At 44.1% G+C, this 22,361-nt stretch carries 21 protein-coding genes; 3 read left to right on the forward strand and 18 right to left on the reverse strand.

The annotated features are described in order from the left end of the window. The 3 genes from ACYQ3Q_RS19535 to ACYQ3Q_RS19545 form a co-directional block, all read right to left on the reverse strand. Positions 1-819 (reverse strand): 4Fe-4S dicluster domain-containing protein, encoded by an 819-nt coding sequence (locus tag ACYQ3Q_RS19535; protein ID WP_459930179.1) that lies wholly within the window; start codon positions 817-819, stop codon positions 1-3. Further along, entirely contained in the window at positions 819-3,854 is a 3,036-nt protein-coding gene (gene fdnG, locus ACYQ3Q_RS19540) for a formate dehydrogenase-N subunit alpha (RefSeq protein ID WP_459930180.1), read from the reverse strand. Before fdnG ends, ACYQ3Q_RS19535 begins: the two co-directional genes overlap by 1 nt. 270 nt (positions 3,855-4,124) lie before the next feature. Continuing rightward, positions 4,125-5,240 carry a cache domain-containing protein gene (locus tag ACYQ3Q_RS19545; RefSeq protein WP_459930243.1) on the reverse strand — a complete coding sequence of 372 codons (1,116 nt, stop codon included), beginning with the start codon at positions 5,238-5,240 and terminating at the stop codon, positions 4,125-4,127. A gap of 218 nt (positions 5,241-5,458) precedes the next feature. On the opposite strand from ACYQ3Q_RS19545, the gene ACYQ3Q_RS19550 reads away from it, so the two are divergent. Further along, positions 5,459-5,914, forward strand: coding sequence for a YbjN domain-containing protein (locus ACYQ3Q_RS19550; RefSeq protein ID WP_459930181.1), 456 nt, complete (start codon positions 5,459-5,461; stop codon positions 5,912-5,914). A gap of 27 nt (positions 5,915-5,941) precedes the next feature. On the opposite strand, the gene trhA is transcribed toward ACYQ3Q_RS19550, so the two are convergent. Then, positions 5,942-6,589, reverse strand: a complete 648-nt coding sequence (gene trhA / locus ACYQ3Q_RS19555; RefSeq protein ID WP_459930182.1) for a PAQR family membrane homeostasis protein TrhA — start codon at positions 6,587-6,589, stop codon at positions 5,942-5,944. Positions 6,590-6,863: 274 nt separating this feature from the next. Between trhA and ACYQ3Q_RS19560 the strand changes: the two genes are divergently transcribed. Then, positions 6,864-7,070, forward strand: coding sequence for an alpha/beta-type small acid-soluble spore protein (locus ACYQ3Q_RS19560; RefSeq protein ID WP_459930183.1), 207 nt, complete (start codon positions 6,864-6,866; stop codon positions 7,068-7,070). A 131-nt stretch (positions 7,071-7,201) separates the two neighbouring features. Here ACYQ3Q_RS19560 and ACYQ3Q_RS19565 read toward each other — a convergent pair whose 3' ends face one another. The 10 genes from ACYQ3Q_RS19565 to meaB all read right to left on the reverse strand — a co-directional run bounded on the left by ACYQ3Q_RS19565 (position 7,202) and on the right by meaB (position 18,144). Continuing rightward, the gene (locus ACYQ3Q_RS19565) at positions 7,202-7,399 is read right to left on the reverse strand and encodes a hypothetical protein (protein ID WP_459930184.1); all 198 of its coding nucleotides are present in this window, start codon (positions 7,397-7,399) and stop codon (positions 7,202-7,204) included. Between the two features lie 54 nt (positions 7,400-7,453). Continuing rightward, on the reverse strand, positions 7,454-7,654 hold the full coding sequence (locus ACYQ3Q_RS19570; protein WP_034143565.1) for a CopZ family metallochaperone: 201 nt from the start codon (positions 7,652-7,654) through the stop codon (positions 7,454-7,456). A 221-nt stretch (positions 7,655-7,875) separates the two neighbouring features. Then, on the reverse strand, positions 7,876-10,635 hold the full coding sequence (locus tag ACYQ3Q_RS19575) for a heavy metal translocating P-type ATPase (RefSeq protein ID WP_459930185.1): 2,760 nt from the start codon (positions 10,633-10,635) through the stop codon (positions 7,876-7,878). A gap of 32 nt (positions 10,636-10,667) precedes the next feature. Next, positions 10,668-11,030, reverse strand: coding sequence for a metal-sensitive transcriptional regulator (locus ACYQ3Q_RS19580; protein ID WP_459930186.1), 363 nt, complete (start codon positions 11,028-11,030; stop codon positions 10,668-10,670). Between the two features lie 289 nt (positions 11,031-11,319). Beyond that, positions 11,320-12,870, reverse strand: coding sequence for a histidine ammonia-lyase (gene hutH / locus ACYQ3Q_RS19585; protein ID WP_459930187.1), 1,551 nt, complete (start codon positions 12,868-12,870; stop codon positions 11,320-11,322). A 158-nt stretch (positions 12,871-13,028) separates the two neighbouring features. Further along, positions 13,029-13,469 (reverse strand): histidine utilization transcription antiterminator HutP, encoded by a 441-nt coding sequence (hutP, locus tag ACYQ3Q_RS19590; RefSeq protein WP_459930188.1) that lies wholly within the window; start codon positions 13,467-13,469, stop codon positions 13,029-13,031. A 126-nt stretch (positions 13,470-13,595) separates the two neighbouring features. Beyond that, on the reverse strand, positions 13,596-15,794 hold the full coding sequence (locus tag ACYQ3Q_RS19595) for a heavy metal translocating P-type ATPase (RefSeq protein ID WP_459930244.1): 2,199 nt from the start codon (positions 15,792-15,794) through the stop codon (positions 13,596-13,598). Between the two features lie 212 nt (positions 15,795-16,006). Further along, positions 16,007-16,423 carry an ArsR/SmtB family transcription factor gene (locus ACYQ3Q_RS19600; RefSeq protein ID WP_459930189.1) on the reverse strand — a complete coding sequence of 139 codons (417 nt, stop codon included), beginning with the start codon at positions 16,421-16,423 and terminating at the stop codon, positions 16,007-16,009. A gap of 188 nt (positions 16,424-16,611) precedes the next feature. Beyond that, on the reverse strand, positions 16,612-17,073 hold the full coding sequence (locus tag ACYQ3Q_RS19605) for a spore coat protein (protein WP_459930245.1): 462 nt from the start codon (positions 17,071-17,073) through the stop codon (positions 16,612-16,614). A 117-nt stretch (positions 17,074-17,190) separates the two neighbouring features. Further along, positions 17,191-18,144, reverse strand: coding sequence for a methylmalonyl Co-A mutase-associated GTPase MeaB (gene meaB / locus ACYQ3Q_RS19610; protein WP_459930190.1), 954 nt, complete (start codon positions 18,142-18,144; stop codon positions 17,191-17,193). A 141-nt stretch (positions 18,145-18,285) separates the two neighbouring features. Between meaB and ACYQ3Q_RS19615 the strand changes: the two genes are divergently transcribed. Next, positions 18,286-18,444, forward strand: a complete 159-nt coding sequence (locus tag ACYQ3Q_RS19615) for a hypothetical protein (protein ID WP_459930191.1) — start codon at positions 18,286-18,288, stop codon at positions 18,442-18,444. Positions 18,445-18,480: 36 nt separating this feature from the next. Here ACYQ3Q_RS19615 and ACYQ3Q_RS19620 read toward each other — a convergent pair whose 3' ends face one another. The 4 genes from ACYQ3Q_RS19620 to mce are packed head-to-tail and all read right to left on the reverse strand — an operon-like array spanning position 18,481 to position 22,340. Beyond that, entirely contained in the window at positions 18,481-18,822 is a 342-nt protein-coding gene (locus tag ACYQ3Q_RS19620; RefSeq protein ID WP_459930192.1) for a biotin/lipoyl-containing protein, read from the reverse strand. Then, positions 18,819-20,354 carry an acetyl-CoA carboxylase biotin carboxylase subunit gene (accC, locus tag ACYQ3Q_RS19625; RefSeq protein ID WP_459930193.1) on the reverse strand — a complete coding sequence of 512 codons (1,536 nt, stop codon included), beginning with the start codon at positions 20,352-20,354 and terminating at the stop codon, positions 18,819-18,821. Before accC ends, ACYQ3Q_RS19620 begins: the two co-directional genes overlap by 4 nt. Positions 20,355-20,365: 11 nt before the next feature. Further along, a complete protein-coding gene (locus tag ACYQ3Q_RS19630) occupies positions 20,366-21,913 on the reverse strand; it encodes an acyl-CoA carboxylase subunit beta (protein WP_459930194.1) in 1,548 nt (515 codons plus the stop codon). 19 nt (positions 21,914-21,932) lie between these two features. Beyond that, on the reverse strand, positions 21,933-22,340 hold the full coding sequence (gene mce / locus ACYQ3Q_RS19635) for a methylmalonyl-CoA epimerase (RefSeq protein ID WP_459930195.1): 408 nt from the start codon (positions 22,338-22,340) through the stop codon (positions 21,933-21,935). Positions 22,341-22,361: the final 21 nt, after the last annotated feature.

The raw sequence follows: 22,361 nt of genomic DNA on the forward strand, positions 1-22,361 counted from the left end.
CTATTTACCCCCTTTCTTGCTATCTGCATGATTGGTAGAGTCATCCCCACTAGACCGGTAATTTCCTCTTAAGAGATTGGCGAAAACCCCTACAACCACGGCTGCAGCTGCTCCACCGACCGCAAGTCCACCCACAGGCCGAATTACATCTTTCCATAAAGTTAGAGAGAGCGGAATCGTTGGATTAACTGGTAGTCCATAGACTTCTGGTTTATCCAATAACAAATAGAGATACGTCGTGCCACCCATTTCCTTTTCTCCATAGAGCTGCGCTTTAGGATGAGTTTTCTGAACCTCAGCAAGACGTTTCTTCGCTTTCGCCAGCATGGCGTCACGTTCTCCAAAACTTAAAGCACCCGGTTGACAGGTATGAACACAAGCTGGAAGTAAGTTATTCTCGACCCGATCAATACACCCCGTACATTTGGAGGATTTCTTCTTGACTTGATCGACTTTCGGAACCCCGAACGGGCAGTTTTCAACACAATAACCGCAGCCAATGCACTTATCCTGATCGATCACGACGTACCCAGACTCCGTCTGAGTAATTGCATTCGAAGAGCAAGCCTTCGCGCAAGAAGGATCAGCACAGTGAAAGCATTGTGCTTTGCGCATTAGCCAATTCATTTTTTGATCTTCATATTTTTCAATGAAGGTCATATAGGTCCAAGTCTTCGTGGTAAAAGCATTCTGAGTCTGATAACTCGTGATCAACTGAGTTTTCTCCGCTGAAAGCTCGTTCCAAGCCTTGCATGCCACAGAGCACGCTTTACATCCTGTACATAATGAAGTATCAATTAAAACCGTTTTCCTTGTCATCAATTTGCCCTCCTTATATTGACTAGGCAAACTTTATACTCTGGAGTACCGGCTCCAGGATCCAGTGCAGCAATGGTTAAATCATTGGTACTCGGACCAGGACTTAAGCTAGCAAAGCCCCAGCTCCAAGGCATACCGATGGTTTCAGTATCTTTTCCATTGACTTTGTACGTCTGTAGACGATCAGTTACTAAGGCTCGTACGGTGATTTTGCCACGAGCAGAAGAGACTTCGACCATATCCCCTTCTTTGACCAGAATTTTTGCCGCTAAGTTTTTACTGATCTCCGCAAAGGGTTCCGGCATAATTTCATTCAGCCATGGAATATTACGCGTAATTCCTCCGGCACAGAAATGCTCGACCACTCCATACGTAGTCAGAACATGCGGGAACTCTCCCGACTTGCCGATCTTGGTCGATACAACCAGTGCACATGGACTGATTGAAACCTTAGGATGCAAGATGTTGGTGGTTGGGCTTTCCGTCGGTTCGTAGAATTCCGGAAACGGTCCATCTACACACGTTCCTGCAGCACGAATCCCGACGGCTGGAAGACCATCAGCAGGTGGTTCTGCAGGCATTCCGCTCATATATGGAGCTGTAAACAACCGACCCACACCCTCAGGATTCATACGGAAACTTAACTTTCCTTCAGGCGTCTCAGGTCCCTTGGTCTTATCGACAAGGTCTCCACCGTCATTTCCTGCCCAAACCTTAGCAGCAGCATCCCACCAAATAAGTTTGCGTTTAGCATCAACTGGCTGACCCGCTTCATCGCAGGAGGCACGGTTATAGAGAATACGAGTATTTCCCGGCCAAGCAAAGCTCCATTCTTTAAATAGTCCCAGTCCTGAGGGGTCAGCATTGTTACGCCGAGCCGCAAGATTTCCATTTCCCGTCACGCCAGCATATATCCAACAGCCTGTCGAAGCCGTACCAATCGGTGCTTTAAGATAATCCCCAATGGTCGGAAAGAGCTTACCAGTCGTTTCGTCATACCCACTCAGTTCCTGAAGTACTTTCAGTGCGCTTGTATGTTCTCCATAGTCCCAACGAGCCTTCAGAATCGGGGCATCCTTAACATCTGTGCTCCCAGCATATAACTTACGGACCTTCTTGAAGAGGCGGTCCAACATATCGAGGTCCGGTAACGATTCTCCGAGTGGCTTGAGCGCAGCCTCTTTCCACTGAATCCAGCGTGAAGAATTTGACATACTACCAGCTTTCTCATAGACGAAAGCTGCAGGGAACATGATAACCTCGGTCTTAATATCAGCTGGTTTTACGCCTGGGGCACGCCAGAACTGAGCAGTTTCAATCTCGAAAAGGTCAGATACGACCAACATATCAAGTTTGGCTAAAGCAGTACGAACAAGCTGCAGGTCTGGAATGGAAACCGAGGAGTTAGAGCCAACGTTAAAGAGCAGCTTAATCTGTCCCGACTCCATCATTCCAAACAGTTTCACAATTGTCGCATTCACTGCGGGATTGGTCTTTGGTAAGTAGCTAAATCCATAGTCATTTTCTTTGGTGGCATTTTCGCCAAACCATGCTTTTAGTTGGGCAACCAGATGTTTCTCAAAAAATGACCCACTACGTACTAAATAATCGCGTATGGTCTTATCAGTATTAATCGGATGTGGTAAATAGCCCGGTAGGTTACTAACAAGGTTCGCCATATCCGTTGAACCTTGAACATTGGGTTCTCCACGCAGGGCATTGATGCCACCTCCGGCTTTTCCAATGTTGCCCAACAACAATTGAATGATGGCATAGGCACGAATCCCTTGAACTCCCGTGGTATGTTGAGTCATTCCTAGGGCATAGAGTATGCTTCCCGGTTTTCCTTTACAGAAGACGTCCGCAATTTCTTTAATCTTCGCAGCAGGAATGCCTGAGATTTTTTCGGCTGTTTCAAACGTATATCTAGCATAATGAGCTTTAAGCTTAGAGAATACGCTATCTTGGTCCTCAATAGTTTCAGCTTTCAAGGGCTTTTTATCCGGCCCAAGTTGGTAACCCCAGCTCGCCATGGCATACTTCCTAGTTTTGGGATCATAACCAGAGAAGAGACCATCTTCAAATTTATAATCTTTGCTGACCTTAGTGAGGGCATTGGTGAAGTTCAAAACATAGTTCTGATCGTACAATTTCTGTTCAAGAATATAATTTATAATTGCACCGAGATAGGCAATATCCGTTCCGGGACGGATTTGAGCGAAGATGTCTGCTTTAGAAGCTGTTCTCGTAAAGCGTGGATCGACAACGATAATTTTTGCACCTTTTTCTTTAGCCCGATTAATCCACTTCATGGCAATCGGATGGTTCTCGGCACAATTACTTCCTGCAATTAGAAAAACCTCGGCATTTTTTAAATCAGACCAGGAATTCGTCATCGCACCACGACCAAATGAAGGTGACAAACTTGCCACCGTGGGAGCGTGTCATATCCGAGCCTGGTGTTCATTGTAAGGGGTTCCAATGAGCTGACAGAACTTCTTAATAAGATAAGACTCTTCATTGTCAACTTCAGCAGAACCCAAGAAGGCGATTCCTTCTACACGGTTCACAGACAAGCTTTCAGGTAGTCCGGTTTTCGCATTGACAATCTGGTCGGCGGCTTTCCAACTAGCATCCCTGACTTCTTTAGTTTTCTTAGCAACGATGTCCAGTGCCTCTTCCCAAGAAATATCTTCCCACGTATTAGCCCCAGGAGCTCGCCGTCTCGGCTTAGTAACACGATCTGGTGAGTTAGCGACACTCAATAAGCTTGCTGCCTTGGGGCAAAGAGTCCCCTCATTGGTCGGATGGTCTGGATCACCTTCTAAGTGAATCAGCTTGCCCTCTTTCACATACAATAGCATTCCACACCCACCGGAACAGAAGTGGCAGATGCTCGGGATCTTTTTGGTTCCTTCAAGTTTCAAGGCATACCCTTTGGCTTCCGCTACGGCCGGATCAAATCCCAAGCCTGCAGCAAAAGCGGCGATGGAAAGTCCTGAAAGTTTAAGGAAACCACGACGAGAAACATCCATCTTTTTTCCTCCCTTTAATGTTCTCTGAACTACCATTTGACCTGGACCAATCTTGGTTAAACCGTTTGCGTCTGGAATACACCGTCTAATTGTTATGAATATTCTAAATATACCTTCTATAGCTTAACTCTCTTTTCCCACATAGTCACGATTCTGTTCATTTAGTAAATAAAGAAACTATATAGTAGAAAAGAATGATTAAAAACATAAAAAAATACCTCCATTAGGAGGTATAAAGAGATGTTTGGTTATAACGCTTTGAAAACTGGATCATCCGATATCTATTGAATTTAAATCCATGACTGGCTGAAACAGTTTAACGGGTCTTCCTACGGTTCCATATTTTAATTCCACAGCTAACACTCCACATTGTTCTAAAAATTCTAGATATCTACGCACTGTTACACGAGTTAGGTTGACTCCCTCTGCCACATTATCAGCTGAGACCGGTTCGTTTGTCGAGCGCAAGAAAGAGATGATTTGCTTCAACGTAAGCTGATTCAGCCCTTTTGGCAGGACCATTTGTTCATTGTTCCGTTGTAGTTTTGTCATGTTAATTGAAATTAGATCAAGCTCTTCGATTTTACTGTTTTCTAAAGACTGGTTTTGAACTTTCGTATCTCTAGGACAGGAAGATTTGCTCATTTCGTCAGCGATACCCACTAAACGTTCAACCATTTGGTTAAAAGCAAACGCCAGCTCTCCAATTTCCTTAGGTCCAGTAACCTGGATCTTTTCCGTCGCATGACCTGTGGCGACATCACGAGTTCCCAGCGTAATTTCATGGAGGGGTCGAATAATTACTTTTTGAATAAAAAACCACGTCGCTATTACGACGACCAGGGTCAATCCCAAACCGAAAACTGTCAATCGTATCAATGAATTCACGAAGAAAACCTGGGCATAGCTTTTGGAAATCCCGACGTAAAAAATCCCAATAATATCTTCATTAATATCTCGGATTGGCTGGTAGGCCGTTTGATAGAGTTCCCCCACGACATTTGCTTCGCCAAGGTAAATCTGACCATTTTTCAAGACGCTCTGAGCCACAGTATCAGAAACTTTTGTACCAATAGCCCTTTCTCCATTAGCACTGCGCACAGTTGTAGCAATACGAGTATCATTGAGAAATAAAGTAACTGTGTTACCCGTTAGCTCGGCTAAATGATCTACCAGTTCTGTTTTATGGGATACCTGATTTTCTCCTTTATATAACATTCCTTCCCGTATATTCCAAGGGCCAGCGTAAGTTAGATCAATAATCTCCATACACGTCGCCAAGTCGGATTTGGCTTTAACAATTGAAGCATCTACCGCCTGTTGTCGCGTATACCAACCGAATACAAGCATAAAAATCGCTGCTAAAAAAACAAGCGATCCAATCATCAGCAAGAGAATTTGATATTTAAGTGAACGTGGACTCAATTGTACTCCTCCTCGGAGAAATTTATTTAATCTTCAGTAAATTCAAATTCGTCATCTACCAATATAAAACCTTTATTTCTATAAAAGTATTTTTTCGGTTTACATTCAAGAATGGGAAGGAATTGTTCAACTCATGTGGAATTTCTATATATTAAGCGCAGATAAAGGAGGATGATCTAATGTCCTTGTTTCGGGTGCTCTATGAGATTCTAAGCCAAAACGGTTGGGAATTTGATTTTGACAACAAGAATGGGATTATTAAGCTTGAGATTCGTGGTATTAACACGAGTTTCCATGCTTTCCTGCTTGTAGACGAAGAGCAAGAATCCTTACTTTGCAATACGCATATCGATCAAAAAATCCCCTACTCCAAACGCCTTGAAGTATGCGATTTCATGAGCCGTGTTAATTACGAACTCGTCAACGGAAATTTTGAAATGGATATGGATAACGGCGAAATCCGCTATCGCACGTTCCTTGATTTGGCTGATGCCGAGCCTTCTCAAGATCAGGTCCTAAACATTGTTTGGAACGGAGTGCTAGGGTTTGACACTTACTATCCTGGATTAATGAAACTCGTTTACGGAGATTTAAGTGCGGAAGAGGCAGCTGCCTATTGTACTGAAGACATTTGAAAGGAGTGGTATGTTGCCACTCCTTTACTATGTCATTGGTACAATATAAATAAGAACCATGAGATAATGAACAATACTTCCGGCTGCAATAAACAAATGGAAAACTTCATGAAAACCAAAACGTTTAGGATAAAAGTCAAAGATTTTGGTCGCATAGATTATTGCACCCATGGTATATACCACTCCGCCTACCGCCATGAGGATGATCGAACCCATCGGTAAATTCTTGATGAGTTGTAGAAAAGGTACCAAGGCGATCCAGCCTAGCGAGACGTAAAAAGCAGACGATACATAGCGAGGTGCATGGATAAACCAGATTTTCAGTGCCATGCCAGTTATTGCTAAGACCCAAACTGCTGTGAGCATCGCCCAACGCCATGCCCCATCCAGTCCATAGTAAAAAACCGGGGTATATGAACCAGCAATTAAAAAGTAAATAGCAATATGGTCTACCTTTTTTAGGATAAGCTCTTTCTGAGGTGTGGTTTTTACCCAATGATAGAGCGAACTAGCCCCATAAAGCACGATCATACTCAGCCCATAAATAGTCATCGTAATAAGTTTGGAAATATTATTTTTGCTCAAAACAATTAAGAAGACGAGTCCAACAATAGCCGCCATGAACAAAATAAAATGAGTCCAAGTGTTAACCGGTTCCTTCATTTTTAATGTCATTTTTCACCCTCCACAAATCCCTTGACCAAAGATAAATTCTTTAATCCCATTTTAAACCTTATTTCAGGTAAATTCAACCATACCTTTTTTTAACTCACCTGTAAATCGCAAATTCACAAAAGCCCTGAACACTTTAATTAGTACTCTTGCTTTTAATCAGAAAAAAGGAAAGCTCTTTATATTGTAGCAATAATTACCTGAGTAAGAAAACTTACAGAAGCCATAATAAGAATGTTCCACTATACAAACACAAATAAAAGGAGGGTACCTAATCATGGCAGGAGAAAGAAACAGTAATACCCCAGCAGCACAGGGAGCTTCACAACAATTAGATCAATTTAAGTATGAAGTAGCAAATGAAATGGGCCTTCAATTAGGTGGAGACCGCACAAGTCGTGAGAACGGTTCCGTTGGTGGTCAAATGACCAAACGTATGATTCAATTTGCAGAAGAGCACCTTAAAGGTGGAAGCAAAATCTAACATTCCAAAAGGGTAACAAGGATTACACTAAGGGGGATATCGAAAGATATCTCCCTTAGTATTCGTTCAAAGCAAAAAAATAATAGTAGTATTCGTTAAATCATAAAATAATAGGAGCGATTCGCTCGCTCCTATTTAATCGTACCATCTGTTTCTTCAAGGTGCTTTTTCTTAGAAGACAAATGCGCTTTGACATCCTTGATTTGGTGAGGAGTAAGCTCTCCAGCATTCTCCACTAAAAACTCTTCATTTTTGTGGATATTGCGGAGTGTTAACTCTATTTTCTTCAGATCTTCATTCTTGTCTTTATTGCCATCATTTCTTGGCATGATCATCATCACCTCCAGACTCATTTAGTTTATCCAAAGATGATGTATTCATGCTTACTCTACTACCGAATAACCGGCATCAACAACGGCTTTAACAAGACTCGCGCGCTCAGCCTCTCCGGTTACGACCGCTTCTTTGGCTGCAAGATCAACTTTGACGCTTTCCACACCACTTACCGCTTGCAAGGCTTTTTCAGCCCTCATTTTACAATGATTACAAGTCATACCTTCAACTTTAAGAATAGTTTGGCTCATTTTTTTCACCTCACTTTTCGGAGGTCAGAGGTCAGAGGCCGAAGGCCAGATGACGATAACCTCAGTAAATATTAAAGAATATCTATATCCTCTCCAGGGCGGCTATTAATTGCCGACAGAGGAAACTTTGCCAACAGAGCCTACTCGCTTGTTTTGATAGCTGCAACTTCATATATCACCAAGAGAGGAAAACTTTTATACTCCTACAGATCTCCTTAAGACTAACCCACTAGCTGTTTATCATACCCTCTCAACAGAATAGAACTGGTCACTACGGAAACCGAAGAGAAAGCCATAGCCAGTCCAGCCCATTCGGGTGGTAAAAGTTCACCGGTGATCGGATACAGGACACCAGCAGCTATCGGGATACCGATGACATTGTATATCAAAGCCCAGAAAAGGTTTTGTTTGATCTTACTCAAGGTTTTCCGCCCTAAACGAATTGCTCGCTCTACATCTAGCAGGTCATTGCGGACTAACACAACGTCCCCGGTTTCCTTAGCCACGTCAGTTCCGGAACCGATGGCGATCCCGATATCAGCTTGAGCTAGCGCAGGAGCGTCATTAATCCCATCTCCCACCATAGCCACCTTATACCCCTGCTCTTGATACTTCTTGATAATACTTATCTTATCTTGCGGTAAAATTTCGGCGATAACTTCATCGATACCGACTTGCTCGCCCACAACATTGGCGACCTTTTTATTATCCCCAGTAATCATAAACGTCTTTAAACCTAATTTGTGCAAGCGTTGAATGGCCTCTTTGGTACTATCTTTAACGACATCCGCCAAAGCGATGAGCCCAATCACTCGGCCCCCAAGGGCAATAAAACTAGTCGTTCTACCGGATTCGGCTAAGCGTTGGAAATCCTGTTCTGACTGCTCAACAACTTCTACGTTGTGCAAGTGCATCAGCTTAATGTTTCCAATCAGTAACACTTGCCCTTCATAAGTGCATGTGACTCCATACCCAGCCTCTTCCTTATAATTCTCCACCTCTTGAATTCTGAGCTGCTCTTTCTTGCCCTCAGCCACAACCGCTTGGGCAAGTGGGTGAATCGAGAGGTTTTCTCCAGCAATTGCAATTTTAAGGACATCCTGTTTTGTAAAATCTCCATAGGGAACAATATCCGTCACTTCGGGAGTTCCTTTAGTCAATGTCCCTGTTTTATCAAAACCAATCGCTTGCAAGTGAGCAATCCCTTCAAGTACGGCCGCAGATTTGAATAAAATACCCCGATTTAAGCCTACCCCGCTACCCACCATAATCGCCGTCGGGGTAGCTAGCCCCAAGGCACAGGGACAAGCAATGACCAAGACAGCAATAGCCGCCGTAAAGGCAAATACAAACGTACTATGCAAGAGAAAATACCAAATTGCAAACGTAAGGAGCGAAATTAAAACCACTGCTGGGACAAAGTAATTAGAAATCATATCGGCCAGCCTCTGAATCGGCGGTTTAACCCCCTGAGCATCTTCCACCAATTTAATAATTCCAGCCAAAACAGTGTCCTTACCTGTTTTAGTGGTTTTAACTTTAATACTTCCTGAACGATTAATCGTAGCTCCGATCACAGGGTCCCCGACACTCTTGTCAACGGGTATGGATTCCCCTGTCAGCATCGCCTCATCAATACTGGCTTGTCCCTCAATAATCTCCCCATCAACCGGAATTCTTTCTCCGGACTTAACGAGGGTAATATCTCCGATTTTCAGGTCCGAAGCTGACACTTCTTTGACCTGACCATCGACTAACAAATGCGCTTTATCTGCCTGTAACTCTAAGAGCTTTTTTAAGGCTTGACCCGCCCGTCCCTTAGCTTTAGCCTCTAGATATTTCCCAAAACGCACAAAGGTAATCAACAAAGCGGAGGTATCAAAGAAATTGGGGCCTTCAAAGAAGAGCGTTGGGAAAAACATATGCAAGGTTGTCATTAAGCTATATCCGTAGGCGGCTGTAATTCCTATAGCAACTAAAACATCCATATTGGCTGAGCGGTTTTTCAACGCGTGATAAGCGCCACGGTAAAACGTCCAACCAGCCGTAAACTGGACAATGGTCGCCAGAATAAGCATCGTATACATCAACGATCTCGACATGGGCAGAAACATAATCGGCATAATCGGCAGGGAAAGAATGGCACTAAAGATGAGCCAATTGCGCTGTTTGATTGCTGTTAGATCCCCTTGATTCTCGTCTTTGTTCTCGATCGGAGTATACCCTGCCTCCCGCACTTGCTCAAAGATCTCGCTGATTGTTACAACACCTGGATCAAACTCTACCGTCACAGTTTCACTCGCTAAATTTACCGCAGCAGTTTGAACTCCCTGAGTACTCTTAAGTTTTTTTTCAATGGCTAAGGCACAGTTTGAACAGGTCATCCCGCCCACTTTAAATTGTTGTTTTCCGCTGTCCTCACTTTGGGCAGCATACCCAAGATCCTTAATTTTAGCAAGAAGGGCATCCTCATTAACCACGCTCGAATCTATTTCTACGGTTAGCTTTTCAGAAGCAAAATTGACAGCAACTGTTTTGACCCCTGGCATAGTTTTAAGGCCTTTTTCAATCGTCAAAGCGCAATTTGCACAGGTCATCCCACTTATCTTAAACTGTTGTTTTTGCTCTGGCGTGGCAAATGTTAACGTTTGCTGATTATGCGGGATATTTGGCTTTTTTTGAACTAGCTTTTCATCAAGCTTTGCCTGATCTGGCACTTTCTGATCAGGCTCTAATAGAACTGTCTTTTCATCAGCCAATTTCTCCATTGCATAGCCAGCTTCTTCTAGTTCATGTCCAATATCTTCCACATTGACCTGAGTGGGATCCCAAACGAAGGTCGCTTTCGAATCCTCCAAGCTTACTTTGACCTGTTCCAGACTCGGAAACGTTTCCAGAAGTTTAGTAACCTGGTTAACACAATGCTGGCAGGACATGCCATAGACATTAATCTCTTTTTTCTCACGGACATTTTCCGACATTCCATATCCCTCCCCTAAAAACGGGCTTTATATTAGCGAATCATGCGAAAGATTGTTTTAAGGACCTCATCGATAACTTGTTCATCTCCAGCCTGAAGTTGCTCTTTGACGCAAGATTTCATATGTTTTTCTAAAAGCAAGCGCGAAGCCCCATCTAAAGCGGATTGAGCAGAAGAGATCTGATTTAAAATATCATCGCAATAGACATGCCGTTCGATCATGCCTTTAATTCCCCGAATTTGACCTTCGATGCGATTCATCCGATTGACAAGCTCTTTAATCGTCTTTTCGTCATGAGGACTCATTCGGTCTCCTTGAATTTCCCCTTCACCTTGACATACAGAACATGTATGAACTTGATTTTCATTTGATTTCATATCGTCACCTCTCTCCATATAGTATACCCCCCTATGCTATATGTCAATGCATTATTTATAAATATTAAGTAAACTTGGCTAACGCCCACGAAGACACTGTCTTCGCACGTATTAGCCTTCTTGCAGACACTGTCTTCGCACGTGTTAGCATAGCGGAGAAGCCTTCAGGCGCAGACGGTCGCCTTACATGGTAATCCGACTTGAACAAAAACGGTTCATGTTTATAAAAACATGAACCGTTTAACTCTACTGTTTTCTTATTGTATCCTTTCAAAACTTATTTAAACCAATCAAATATTCACATTTTTCACTTTACTAGTTTGAGCCGAACCTGGTTAACAAGCTTCCCGGAAGACACTAATTCTTTCGCGATTGCAATATCCGGATACATCACGCGGTCCTCTCTAAGCATCCCTACCTTAGAACGGACAAGCTTGTAAGCGCCTTCACTCCCTTTGCCCAGTCGAAGGTCCTCTTTTCCATTTCTTAAATCGACCCCCTGACAAGCGGCTAACAGTTCCATCCCCAATACATGAGACGTGTTTTCAATAATACTGCGGGCTTTACGGGCTGCTATCGTTCCCATACTCACATGGTCCTCTTGGTTTGCAGAGGATGGAATCGAATCCACACTGGCTGGATGAGCCAGAATCTTGTTCTCCGATACGAGAGAGGCAGCAGAATACTGCACGATCATAAACCCTGAATTCAGACCCCCATCAGGCGTTAAAAACGCCGGTAGTCCACTTAAGTTTGGATTCACTAAGCGTTCCAATCGCCGCTCAGCAATATTAGCTAGCTCCGCTACTGCAATCCCTAGAAAATCCATGGCCAAAGCAAGGGGTTGGCCGTGGAAATTTCCGCCTGAGAGAACCTCCTGTTGGTCTGGGAAGATTAACGGATTATCGGTCGCTGAATTCATCTCAGTTTCAACAACTTTCTTTACATAAGCCACCGCATCCCCTGACGGGCCATGCACTTGGGCTACACAACGGAGTGCGTAAGCATCCTGAACTCTTGGACGTTGTTCTCCCGCTACGAACGTACTTCCCTCGGTAAGTAAGCGGATTTGTTCCGCCACATTGACTTGACCCTGATGAGGACGCACAGCATGGATTTTCGGATCAAAGGCATCAAGTATCCCTTCCAGGGCTTCAAAAGATAAAGCAGCGGTAATATTTGCCGACTCCCATAATATTTCGGCGTCCCACACAGCCAAAGCAGCAATTGCAGTCATAACCTGAGTTCCGTTAATCAGGGCTAGTCCCTCTTTTCCTTCCAGAACCACAGGTTCTATCCCCGCCTGGGCTAAAGCCTCTTGGCCGCTCATTCGCCTTCCTCTATAAAAGGCTTCCCCTTCCCCGAGCAAAACCAAGACCATATGGGACAACGGCGCCAAATCTCCACTTGCGCCAAGGGACCCTTTCTCCGGTACAACTGGAATAATCTCCGCATTAAGCACCTTGAGTAACGTTTCAAGGGTGGTAAGCCGTATGCCGGAAAATCCTTTGGCTAAAGCATTTGCCCTAAGAAGCATGATGGCTCTCACGACTTCTGGAGCTAGCGGCTCGCCCACACCGGTTGCATGGCTCATAATCAGGTTACGCTGCAGTTTCTTAGCATCTTCTTTGGAAATCAAAACGTTGCTAAACATTCCAAAGCCTGTTGTAATTCCATAAACCGTTTTATTCCCTTCAATTAACTGATCCACAAACAATCTGGATTTGAGGACTTTCTCCTTAGCTATAGGTTGTAAATCCACCTTGGCACCGTAGCGTGCCACAGCAACGACTTGCTCTAACGAGAGTGTTTCTCCATCCAGGATTACCTTCATTTTTTCAGCTAAAACTACGCTCATCTTGACTCCTCCTCGTTTAGAGCAATGAAAAAGAGGATTAAGCCATAAACTTAAGTTTACAGCTTAGCCCTCTAGCATCTAATGTCTCTGAGCATACTCTATTTTATTGCAAATTCACCTATTCCATACTTCCACTTAATGTAAGACATGCTGGCCGATTATAAATGATTGACCCCTAATCCGCACACCTCATGTTCATGTCCTTTAATCGGTGCGCCGATCATACCATACATGCTAACTGCGATCCAAAGATCATCGACATCTTCCAACGTGCGCGGCCCTTTAACCACTGCAAAGCGGAGTCCAACCGTGCGCAAAATATTTCCGAGTTGTAACGGCCCTCGGCCTAACCCTTGCAGAGCATCAAGAATAGCATGATATAAGGCGTGCTGAGAGCGATAGCTATCATCTGTAAGCCCTCCACGTTTAGCTGCCGTTTCTACTGCCGCAATGATCTTTTGGACATCCATAGAACCGACTTTTCCCGCCACAACCTCAAAACCTTTTTTTCTAGCACCTAACACGTAGTCTTCAGTTTCATTTCCTTCGGCCATGGCAATTAACAAAGCCGTTTTTCCTAGAGATGAACAATGTATCATGATGACCCCCTGGTTCACACGTTAAGTAGATTTACCTATGCCAGCTTCTAAAAACTTCTTTCTAGTAACTACAGCTGACCCTACCCTTATCATAGACGAGAAACACTCAGTCATCAACATAAATATTTATTTTTTGCGCACACGGGTGGCATTTAACACAGCTAGCAGGGCGACACCGACATCCGCAAACACTGCTTCCCACATTGTAGCGACACCGAAAATTCCCAAGATGATAAAGCCCAATTTAATCCCTAAGGCGAAGAAAATATTTTGCCAAATGATCTTCTTAGTAAATAGGGCAATTTCCATTCCTTCAATCAGTTTGCTCGGTTGGTCATCCATGAGAACCACATCAGCGGCTTCGATGGCTGCATCGGAGCCTAAACCACCCATTGCAACTCCGACATCCGCCCTTGTCAAGACAGGGGCATCATTAATCCCGTCGCCAACGAAGACGACCTTCCCTTTGCGATCCTTTTGGACCATGAGCTGTTCTAGCCAGGTTACCTTATCCTCTGGAAGTAGGTCTGCATGAAATTCAGAGACCCCTAAATCCTCGGCCACTCGTGCAGCAACGTTCTGGAGATCCCCCGTCAGCATGACAGTTTTGATCCCTGCTTCACCTAAGGCTTGAATCGTTTCTTTCGCACCAGGTTTTAGCCGGTCTGCAATGAGAATATATCCAGCATACTGACCAGAAACTGCGACATGAACCAATGTTCCAGCATGCCCTAAATTATGAACTTCCGGTACTGGAATTCCGATTGCTAATAAAAATGCAGCCTTGCCTACCAATACCTCTTGCCCTTTGATCTTTGCTTGGACTCCTTGCCCACTTACTTCCTTGTAATCATCAAGGATCCCGACCTCAATAGGTAATTTGTGGTTGTCTCGAATAGATTTGGCAATGGGGTGACTGGAGTGGATTTCCGCCGTAGCAGCAATTTCCAGGAGCTGTTCCTTACTAAATCCATCCGCAGGAAGGATCTGTACTACCTCGAAAACCCCTTGAGTGAGTGTTCCTGTTTTATCAAAAACGACCGTTCTTACTTGGGTCAATGCTTCTAGAAAATTCGCCCCTTTGACCAGAATTCCGTGTCGAGAAGCTCCTCCAATCCCGCCAAAATAACCCAAGGGGACCGAAATTACCAAGGCACACGGGCAGGAAATGACTAGAATCGTGAGAGCTCGATATAGCCACTCACTAAACGTCCCCCCACCAAAAAGTGGCGGAAGGATCGCAATTCCTATGGCAATTATGACGACTCCCGGAGTGTAATATCGAGAGAAGGTTGTGATGAATTTTTCCGTCCTAGCTTTACGGGAACTTGCGTTTTCTACCAGGTCTAAGATTTTTTGCATTGACGACTCTGCATAAGGCCGAGTCACACGAACCGTAAGAATCCCACTGGAATTAACCATACCGGATAAGACAACATCCCCAACTTCAACTTTGCGTGGAACAGACTCTCCTGTTAGAGCGGATGTCTCTACAAACGAGGCTCCCTTCACCACTTCTCCGTCGAGCGGAATCCTTTCTCCCGGTCGGACCAAGATTTGTTGTCCGACTTGAACATCTTCCGGATCAACCTTCAAGACATCAAGCTGGTGAATTAGATTGGCATAATCGGGCCGAATGTTCATTAAGGCCTGAATCGAATGCCGCGAACGATTAACAGCCAAGCCTTGAATATATTCGCCAACGGTATAAAATAACATAACGCCAACCGCTTCAGGCAATTGATTAATAGCAATCGCGCCAATCGTGGCCAAGGACATCAGGAAATTCTCGTCAAACAGCGCCCCCCTAAACATATTTCTAAGAGCAATATATAACACTTCATAACCGACGAGAAAATAGGCTGTTAAATAAATCACGTATTCCATCACCGCTGGGAAATTGAGGCTAAGCACAGAAGAAACTAGTCCAATGGCCAGTAAAGCGCTGGCAACGAGCATTCGAATTTTTTTCCAACGAGTTGCTTGAAGACCTTCTTCTTGATCTTCTTGATTTAAGCCCTGATTTCCTTTGGCAATGATTGGCTTAAGTTTTACACCTGGTTCAATTCTGTCCACAATGCCTTGAGCAAGCTCTAAAGAAGCAGGAGGTAAATATACAGTTTGAGTGGCAAAATTAAGGGTTGTCTGTCCAATCGATATCTCCTCGCCAAAGGCCTTCTCGATTTTAAGCGCACAATTTGCACAACTCAACCCGACCAAGCGGTACTTAACTTGCTTTTGACTTTTTGAGTCATGCCCTTTTTGTTCTTCAAGAATAGATTCATGATGATTGAATTCCAAGTTTTTCGTAGATGTTGCTGTCATACCCATGCCGTCATTCCTCCATAGTTGTCATGGTTTTATTCTTTATTGTTATTCTTTATTGTTATTCTTTATTGGTAGTTCGTAGTTCGTATTCTTTAATAAAACCTAGAAATCCGTTTGCATGGCTCGTGATTCGAAGCTCTGAAGTTCCGGTCTGAATTATACCTTCTGAATCGTACATCGTACCTCGAACATCGTACATCGTGCCTCGCTTAGACACGCCCCTCTAAGATGTGCTCAAGCCCTTCTCGATAAAGGGCCATAACATGGTTATCATCTAACGAGTAATAAACCATCTTGCCCTCTCGACGGTACTTCACAAGGCGGTTGTTTCGAAGCACACGCAACTGATGTGATGTGGCAGATTGACTCAAGCCTAAGAGTTCCGCCAAGTCACAGACGCAGAATTCAGTTTTTGCTAAAGCATCCATAATGCGCACTCGGGCCGGATCACCAAGAGTTTTAAATAACTCTGCCAAAGGATGGACCTGTTCGCTTGGAATCAACTTTTTTCGTACTGAGTCGATCAAATCACTATGGATGCACAAAATCTCACAGACAGGACTGTCTGAGGAATCTGCACTAAATCCCGAGGAATTACCTTGAGGTTTTTCCGTTGATTGGCCCATAATAAAACTCTCCTCACATATGATTATATGTTCATATGTTTATTATAGCTGAAATCTTCTAGATATCAAGATATTTTTTTATTCATAGACGACTAAACGACTAAAGAGCTGTAGCAAACTAAAAGCGCGACTTTTTTACCAAAAAGTCGCGCCAAAAGCTAAAGAAAAACAGTTCTAATAATATGAAACTATTGTACTTGATACATTCCCTGGTTTTGCATATATTGGAATATCCCTTCTCCGTGTTGCTGTTCTTCCTTTTGAATATGATTTAGAACCTGACGGATATTACTGTCCCTAAATTCAAAAACCGCTGTGTCATAGGCTCCTGACACATACTTTTCAGTCATTAACATGTCTTTACAAAGTTTAGCATCCTCTTGATTATAGTTCCCGGGGACCGAAGAGGTCGTTGTGGTTTGAGTTCCACCAGTCATTTGTTGTTGATTCTGGCCTTGTTGTTGACCCTGGTTTTGTTGTCCTCCTACACTGGGTACCTGACCGTTTAAGATTTGATTTATGGTATTTAGATGTTCTTGCTCCTGAGCTGAATAAGAATTGAAAAGTTGTTTTAATTGAGTATCTTGTGCCTGGTTAGCATATTTCGTATATTTGTCGACGCAAGTTTCCTCATGGGTTCTTTGATCCATCAACAGCGATTTTTCCTTCTGTGATAATTGCAACTGCAATATATAGCACCTCCCTATTTGCTAATATTGTTTGCAATAACTCCAATTCTATGCGTAGAAATATTGTGAATATTCGACTTAACTTTCATCCTTCTTCATTTTATACCAGACTCTCTCGGCTAATTGATAAGGATCTTGTTGACCGTTTTCTAACCATTTCTGGGGAAGCTTAGGCCAGAGAGTATTAAAGATAGACTTTGCTTTTTCTTCTAGGTGATGCCATATTTCCCGCTGGAGCTGCTCCTGACGACGCTGGATTAATTGGCCGCTCTCCAGCAGAAAGCTCTGGTGAGCATCAATTTTTATCTTCAGTTCATCAAGCCCTTGATTATCCAAGATACTGGTCATAATCACCGGTGGCCGCCAAGCCTGGGGTACTCCGCTCATCTCTATCATCATTAAAATATCATTTTTCAGGCGTTCAGCTCCAGGCATATCAGCCTTATTGACCACAAAAATATCAGCAATTTCCATAATACCGGCTTTAATTGCTTGGATGCCATCCCCGGTTCCTGGATTTAAAACTAGCACCACAGTATCGGCCAGCTGCATAATTTCAATCTCGGATTGGCCTACCCCAACGGTCTCAAGCAGCAGGGTAGTATAACCACCTGCTTCTAAAATCCGGAGAACGTCTGCCGTAGAATCTGACACTCCGCCAAGATGCCCTCTTGCTCCCATGCTGCGAATAAAGACATTTTGATCTGTACCATGGGCTTGCATCCGTATCCGATCCCCCAAAATTGCTCCTCCGGTTAACGGACTGCTAGGGTCTACCGCAATAATCCCTACACGTTCTTCTTGTCTGCGATATAAATGGGTTAAAGCTTCAACTAACGAACTTTTTCCAGCACCGGGAGGGCCGGTTATACCGGTAACAAAATGTTCTCGGCCACGGGTACGAGATAGTACACTGGTCATGATTTTGGGGCGATCTAGGTTATCTTCTACCCAAGAGATGAGTTTGGCAATAGCCCGGCGGTCTTGCTGAAAAAGCTTTTCTAACCATTGATCAATTATATCTTGCTTCAAAATCCCATCCCTGCCTTTGCTGTATTCCTACATTGATAAGCATGACGGCGTTAGCTCATGATCGTTATAATAACATGTTGACAGGAATAAAGGAGTTGATAACCCTCTAACAAAACCGCATATCAATGCTGCAGCAGTGATATGCGCAAACTAAAAGTGGGTATGGAAATGGAAGTAATTGTGGATACAGTCTATGAAGAAAATGGAGTAGAAGTCTGTTGTTCAGTCGGTAAATGTTTTTCACTAGTCATTGTACCTGTTCCGTGCGTCCAAAAACCTAAACATAACAACTACGGCTAACCAAGTAGCTAGCTGTAGACCTAATATCCAGCACTTTCAATGAATTACGACGAGAAGGTCACCCGCGGAAACATTTTGACCGACACTGACTCTGATATCCAATACCTGCCCGGCCTTACCGGCGGAAATTCTATTTTCCATTTTCATGGCTTCTAAAGTAACAACAGTTTGATCCGCTTTAACAATATCCCCAATCTTTACGTGGGCCTCTGTAATTACCCCAGGCATGGGTGCCAAAACCTTCCCACTTCCACTGCGCGTTACTTGATGTTTAGCAGGACTTTGTGAGATCGGAGCTTTCTTTGATTCCTTCTGCGTTAGCTCTTCAACTTCCACTTCAAATTCTTGATCATTTACCCGTACCAGAAATTTTTTCATTGTAAACCACCTCCACATAAACCAGCCATACGCCATGATGAACGCCTCTTACCCGTAGGTTGAATGTTAATAATCTGGTAGCGCTCATTTTCTGAGTTTCCATAAGTTTCAATGGCTGCGCTAAGTACCGCTGCTAATAGGGTATCTCTTTCTTCATCGTCTTGATTAGGGTGGGTCGGGGATTCTTGGCTGCTAAGATCATCCGAATCAAGTTTTTGCTGAATGAAGTCCGTTGTAAATTCTCCTCTTTGAAAGTCCTGGTCTGCTAAGATTCGTTGGTGAAAAGGGATCGTTGTCTTTACCCCGCGAATACTAAATTCAGCGAGGGCCCGCTGCATTCGGGCTATGACGTCTACTCGTGTTTGACCATAAACGACAAGTTTGCTGATGAGGGAATCATAATAGGGGGAAACTGTATATCCAGAGTAGGCAGCACTATCGACTCGGACTCCGAACCCTCCTGGCGGACGGTAATACTCAATCTTGCCGGGTGACGGCATGAAAGTATCAGGATCTTCTGCATTAATGCGGCATTCCATGGCCCAACCTGTAAGCCGAATATCTGATTGGTCATACCTTAACGGTTCTCCTGCTGCAATCCGAATCTGCTCCTTAATCAGATCTAGACCACAAACTAATTCTGTTATCGTGTGTTCCACCTGAATACGGGTGTTCATTTCCATAAAGTAAAAATTTAAGTTTTTGTCTAACAGGAATTCAAAGGTACCAGCACCACGATAATGTACAGCTTTAACCGCGTCACGGGATACCTCGCTCATTTGAGCCCTTAACTCGGGTGTAAGAGCGGGAGATGGTGATTCTTCAATCAGTTTTTGGTGCCGCCGTTGGATAGAACAGTCCCGTTCACCTAGGGTGACTACTTGTCCGTAGTTGTCAGCTAGAATTTGCATTTCCACGTGTCTGCATCCCTCGAGGTATTTTTCTAAATAAACATCCGGGTTACCGAAACAGGAGTTTGCCTCGGAGCGGGCGCTCTCCAAGTTTTGAAGAAGTTGATCCTCTTGAAGGGCGAGGCGCATGCCACGGCCGCCACCTCCGGCAACGGCCTTGATAAGTACTGGGTAACCCAGTGTCCGGGCCATTTTGAGTGTTTCCTCAGCACTCCTGACAACCCCTGTGCCTCCTGGAACTACGGGAAAACCATAAGAAACCATCGTTTCTCGAGCTTTAGCTTTATCTCCCATTAAGGCCATGGTCTGCGCATCCGGACCGATAAAAACGAGTCCAGCTTCCTGAATCTTAGCCGCAAAAACTGGGTTCTCTGCCAAAAACCCGTAGCCTGGGTGAATCGCTTGGGCCCCCATGTCCAAGGCTGTTTGGATAATCCAATCCATAGCCAAGTATCCAGTGCTGGAAACACACTTCACAGCTTCGTCCGCTAGCTGGACATGGAGAGAGCGTGAATCGACTTCAGTGTAAATGGCTACTGTCTTGATTTGCATCTCTTGGCAGGTTCTAATAATCCGGACCGCGATTTCCCCTCTGTTAGCAATTAAGATTTTCCGAAACATCTTTCCACCCCCTAAAAAGGAATATTGCCATGCTTCTTGCGTGGATGCGATTCTCGCTTGGAGCTCAGCATGTTAAGACTTTGAATGATCGTTTTTCGGGTATCACGCGGGTCAATAACATTGTCGATCAAACCCTTAGCACTGGCAATATAAGGGTTTGCGAACTTTTCTCTGTATTCGGCGGTCCTTTGTTTCATTGTGGTCTTAGGGTCTGCCGACTTCATAATTTCGTCCCGGAAGATAATATTGGCGGCACCGTCCGGTCCCATAACCGCGATTTCTGCCGTCGGCCAGGCTACGGCTACATCTGCTCCTAATGAGCGACTACACATGGCGACGTAAGCCCCACCGTAAGCCTTACGTAGAATAATCGTAATTTTAGGGACAGTGGCCTCTGAATAAGCGTAAAGAATTTTAGCTCCATGACGGATAATTCCACGGTATTCTTGATCAACCCCTGGCAGAAAGCCAGGAACATCTACGAACGTTACGAGGGGTATATTAAAGCAATCACAAAAACGTACAAACCGGGATAGTTTATCAGAAGCATCAATGTCAAGGCAGCCAGCTAGAAATGCGGGCTGATTAGCAATAATCCCTACAGACATTCCCTCGAAACGAGCAAAACAAGTTACGATATTTTGCGCATAATATTGATGAACTTCAAAGAAGTCACCGCCGTCGACTAGAAGATAGAGGACATCCCGGACATCGTATTGTTTATTAGGTTCAATCGGTACCACGTTCAGCAGGGCGTCACCTTCTGTTTCAGGTGGCAGGCCCTCTAATAAAGGAGATTCCTCGATGTTGTTTTGAGGTAAGAATGTTAATAAATGCCTAACCATTTCCAAGGTTTCTGTTTCCGTATGGCCAAGGAATTGGGCTACGCCGCTTGTATGATTATGGGCCATAGCTCCTCCTAGTTCCTCAGTGGTTACCTCCTCCCCTGTCACCGATCTAATTACTTGGGGACCGGTAATAAACATTTGGCTGGTCTTTTCCACCATAAACGTAAAATCGGTAATCGCCGGAGAATAGACAGCACCACCGGCACATGGCCCCAATATAACCGAGATTTGTGGGATAACCCCAGAGGCTAAGGTATTGCGATAAAAAATGTCCCCGTAAGCGGATAAGGCGCTAACCCCTTCTTGGATACGCGCTCCTCCCGAGTCATTAAGCCCGATAACAGGAGCTCCGTTTTTTAGAGCGAGGTCCATGATTTTGCAAATTTTTCGTGAATGAAGTTCCCCTAAAGCCCCACCGAAAACGGTAAAGTCTTGGGAAAACAGATACACCAAGCGACCATGAATTGTGCCATAGCCCGTAACGACGCCTTCCCCTACATTGACCACGTCTGGTTTCGTAAAATCGGTCATTTCTCCTTTAATAAAGGTATCTGTCTCAATAAAACTATCGACGTCAAGGAGTACATCAATGCGCTCCCGCGCAGTCATTTTGCCGTTTTCGTGTTGCCTAATGATACGCTCAACGCCGCCCCCTAGTTTTGTTGCCTCTTGTAGGGCTGTTAGTTCCCTAAGTTTATCGTAGATATCCAAAGTTCCCACCTCCTTTAGCTTAGCTCTGGCGCTGAACGAGTTCTATTAGTGTACTGAAAGTACTCTTAGGATGTATAAAAGCGACTTTACTTCCCCCCAGACCAATTCTTGGGGTCTCATCAATTAATCGAAAACCTGAACTTTTTAATTCTTGTATTTTTTCCTCAATATTATCGACTTGAAGAGCTACGTGATGAAGTCCGGCCCCTTTGGATGCGAGAAAGTTGCCGATTGGGCTGTTAGCTTCCGTAGGCTCTAATAGTTCCAGATTGGTTTCGCCTAAAGGTAAGGTAGCCGTCTTAACCTTTTGCTCTTGTACCGTTTCTATATGGCTACAACTTAGTCCTAAAGCTTCATATACCTTTATGGCCTCAGCTAAGTTAGCGACGGCGATCCCCAGATGATCCAGTTTTAATGGTTGCTGCATATTACGTTTATCCTCCTCTTG

It is taken from the genome of Desulfosporosinus burensis (genome assembly GCF_054657535.1).

What these genes read in the sequence shown, in the direction of transcription:
- ACYQ3Q_RS19535 (WP_459930179.1), bottom strand. Translation starts at nt 819, where the DNA reads ATGACAAGGAAAACGGTTTTAATTGATACTTCATTATGTACAGGATGT.
- ACYQ3Q_RS19545 (WP_459930243.1), bottom strand. Translation starts at nt 5,240, where the DNA reads ATGATTGGATCGCTTGTTTTTTTAGCAGCGATTTTTATGCTTGTATTC.
- ACYQ3Q_RS19550 (WP_459930181.1), top strand. Translation starts at nt 5,459, where the DNA reads ATGTCCTTGTTTCGGGTGCTCTATGAGATTCTAAGCCAAAACGGTTGG.
- trhA (WP_459930182.1), bottom strand. Translation starts at nt 6,589, where the DNA reads ATGACATTAAAAATGAAGGAACCGGTTAACACTTGGACTCATTTTATT.
- ACYQ3Q_RS19560 (WP_459930183.1), top strand. Translation starts at nt 6,864, where the DNA reads ATGGCAGGAGAAAGAAACAGTAATACCCCAGCAGCACAGGGAGCTTCA.
- ACYQ3Q_RS19565 (WP_459930184.1), bottom strand. Translation starts at nt 7,399, where the DNA reads ATGCCAAGAAATGATGGCAATAAAGACAAGAATGAAGATCTGAAGAAA.
- ACYQ3Q_RS19570 (WP_034143565.1), bottom strand. Translation starts at nt 7,654, where the DNA reads ATGAGCCAAACTATTCTTAAAGTTGAAGGTATGACTTGTAATCATTGT.
- ACYQ3Q_RS19575 (WP_459930185.1), bottom strand. Translation starts at nt 10,635, where the DNA reads ATGTCGGAAAATGTCCGTGAGAAAAAAGAGATTAATGTCTATGGCATG.
- ACYQ3Q_RS19580 (WP_459930186.1), bottom strand. Translation starts at nt 11,030, where the DNA reads ATGGAGAGAGGTGACGATATGAAATCAAATGAAAATCAAGTTCATACA.
- hutH (WP_459930187.1), bottom strand. Translation starts at nt 12,870, where the DNA reads ATGAGCGTAGTTTTAGCTGAAAAAATGAAGGTAATCCTGGATGGAGAA.
- hutP (WP_459930188.1), bottom strand. Translation starts at nt 13,469, where the DNA reads ATGATACATTGTTCATCTCTAGGAAAAACGGCTTTGTTAATTGCCATG.
- ACYQ3Q_RS19595 (WP_459930244.1), bottom strand. Translation starts at nt 15,794, where the DNA reads ATGACAGCAACATCTACGAAAAACTTGGAATTCAATCATCATGAATCT.
- ACYQ3Q_RS19600 (WP_459930189.1), bottom strand. Translation starts at nt 16,423, where the DNA reads ATGGGCCAATCAACGGAAAAACCTCAAGGTAATTCCTCGGGATTTAGT.
- ACYQ3Q_RS19605 (WP_459930245.1), bottom strand. Translation starts at nt 17,073, where the DNA reads ATGGATCAAAGAACCCATGAGGAAACTTGCGTCGACAAATATACGAAA.
- ACYQ3Q_RS19615 (WP_459930191.1), top strand. Translation starts at nt 18,286, where the DNA reads ATGCGCAAACTAAAAGTGGGTATGGAAATGGAAGTAATTGTGGATACA.
- ACYQ3Q_RS19620 (WP_459930192.1), bottom strand. Translation starts at nt 18,822, where the DNA reads ATGAAAAAATTTCTGGTACGGGTAAATGATCAAGAATTTGAAGTGGAA.
- accC (WP_459930193.1), bottom strand. Translation starts at nt 20,354, where the DNA reads ATGTTTCGGAAAATCTTAATTGCTAACAGAGGGGAAATCGCGGTCCGG.
- mce (WP_459930195.1), bottom strand. Translation starts at nt 22,340, where the DNA reads ATGCAGCAACCATTAAAACTGGATCATCTGGGGATCGCCGTCGCTAAC.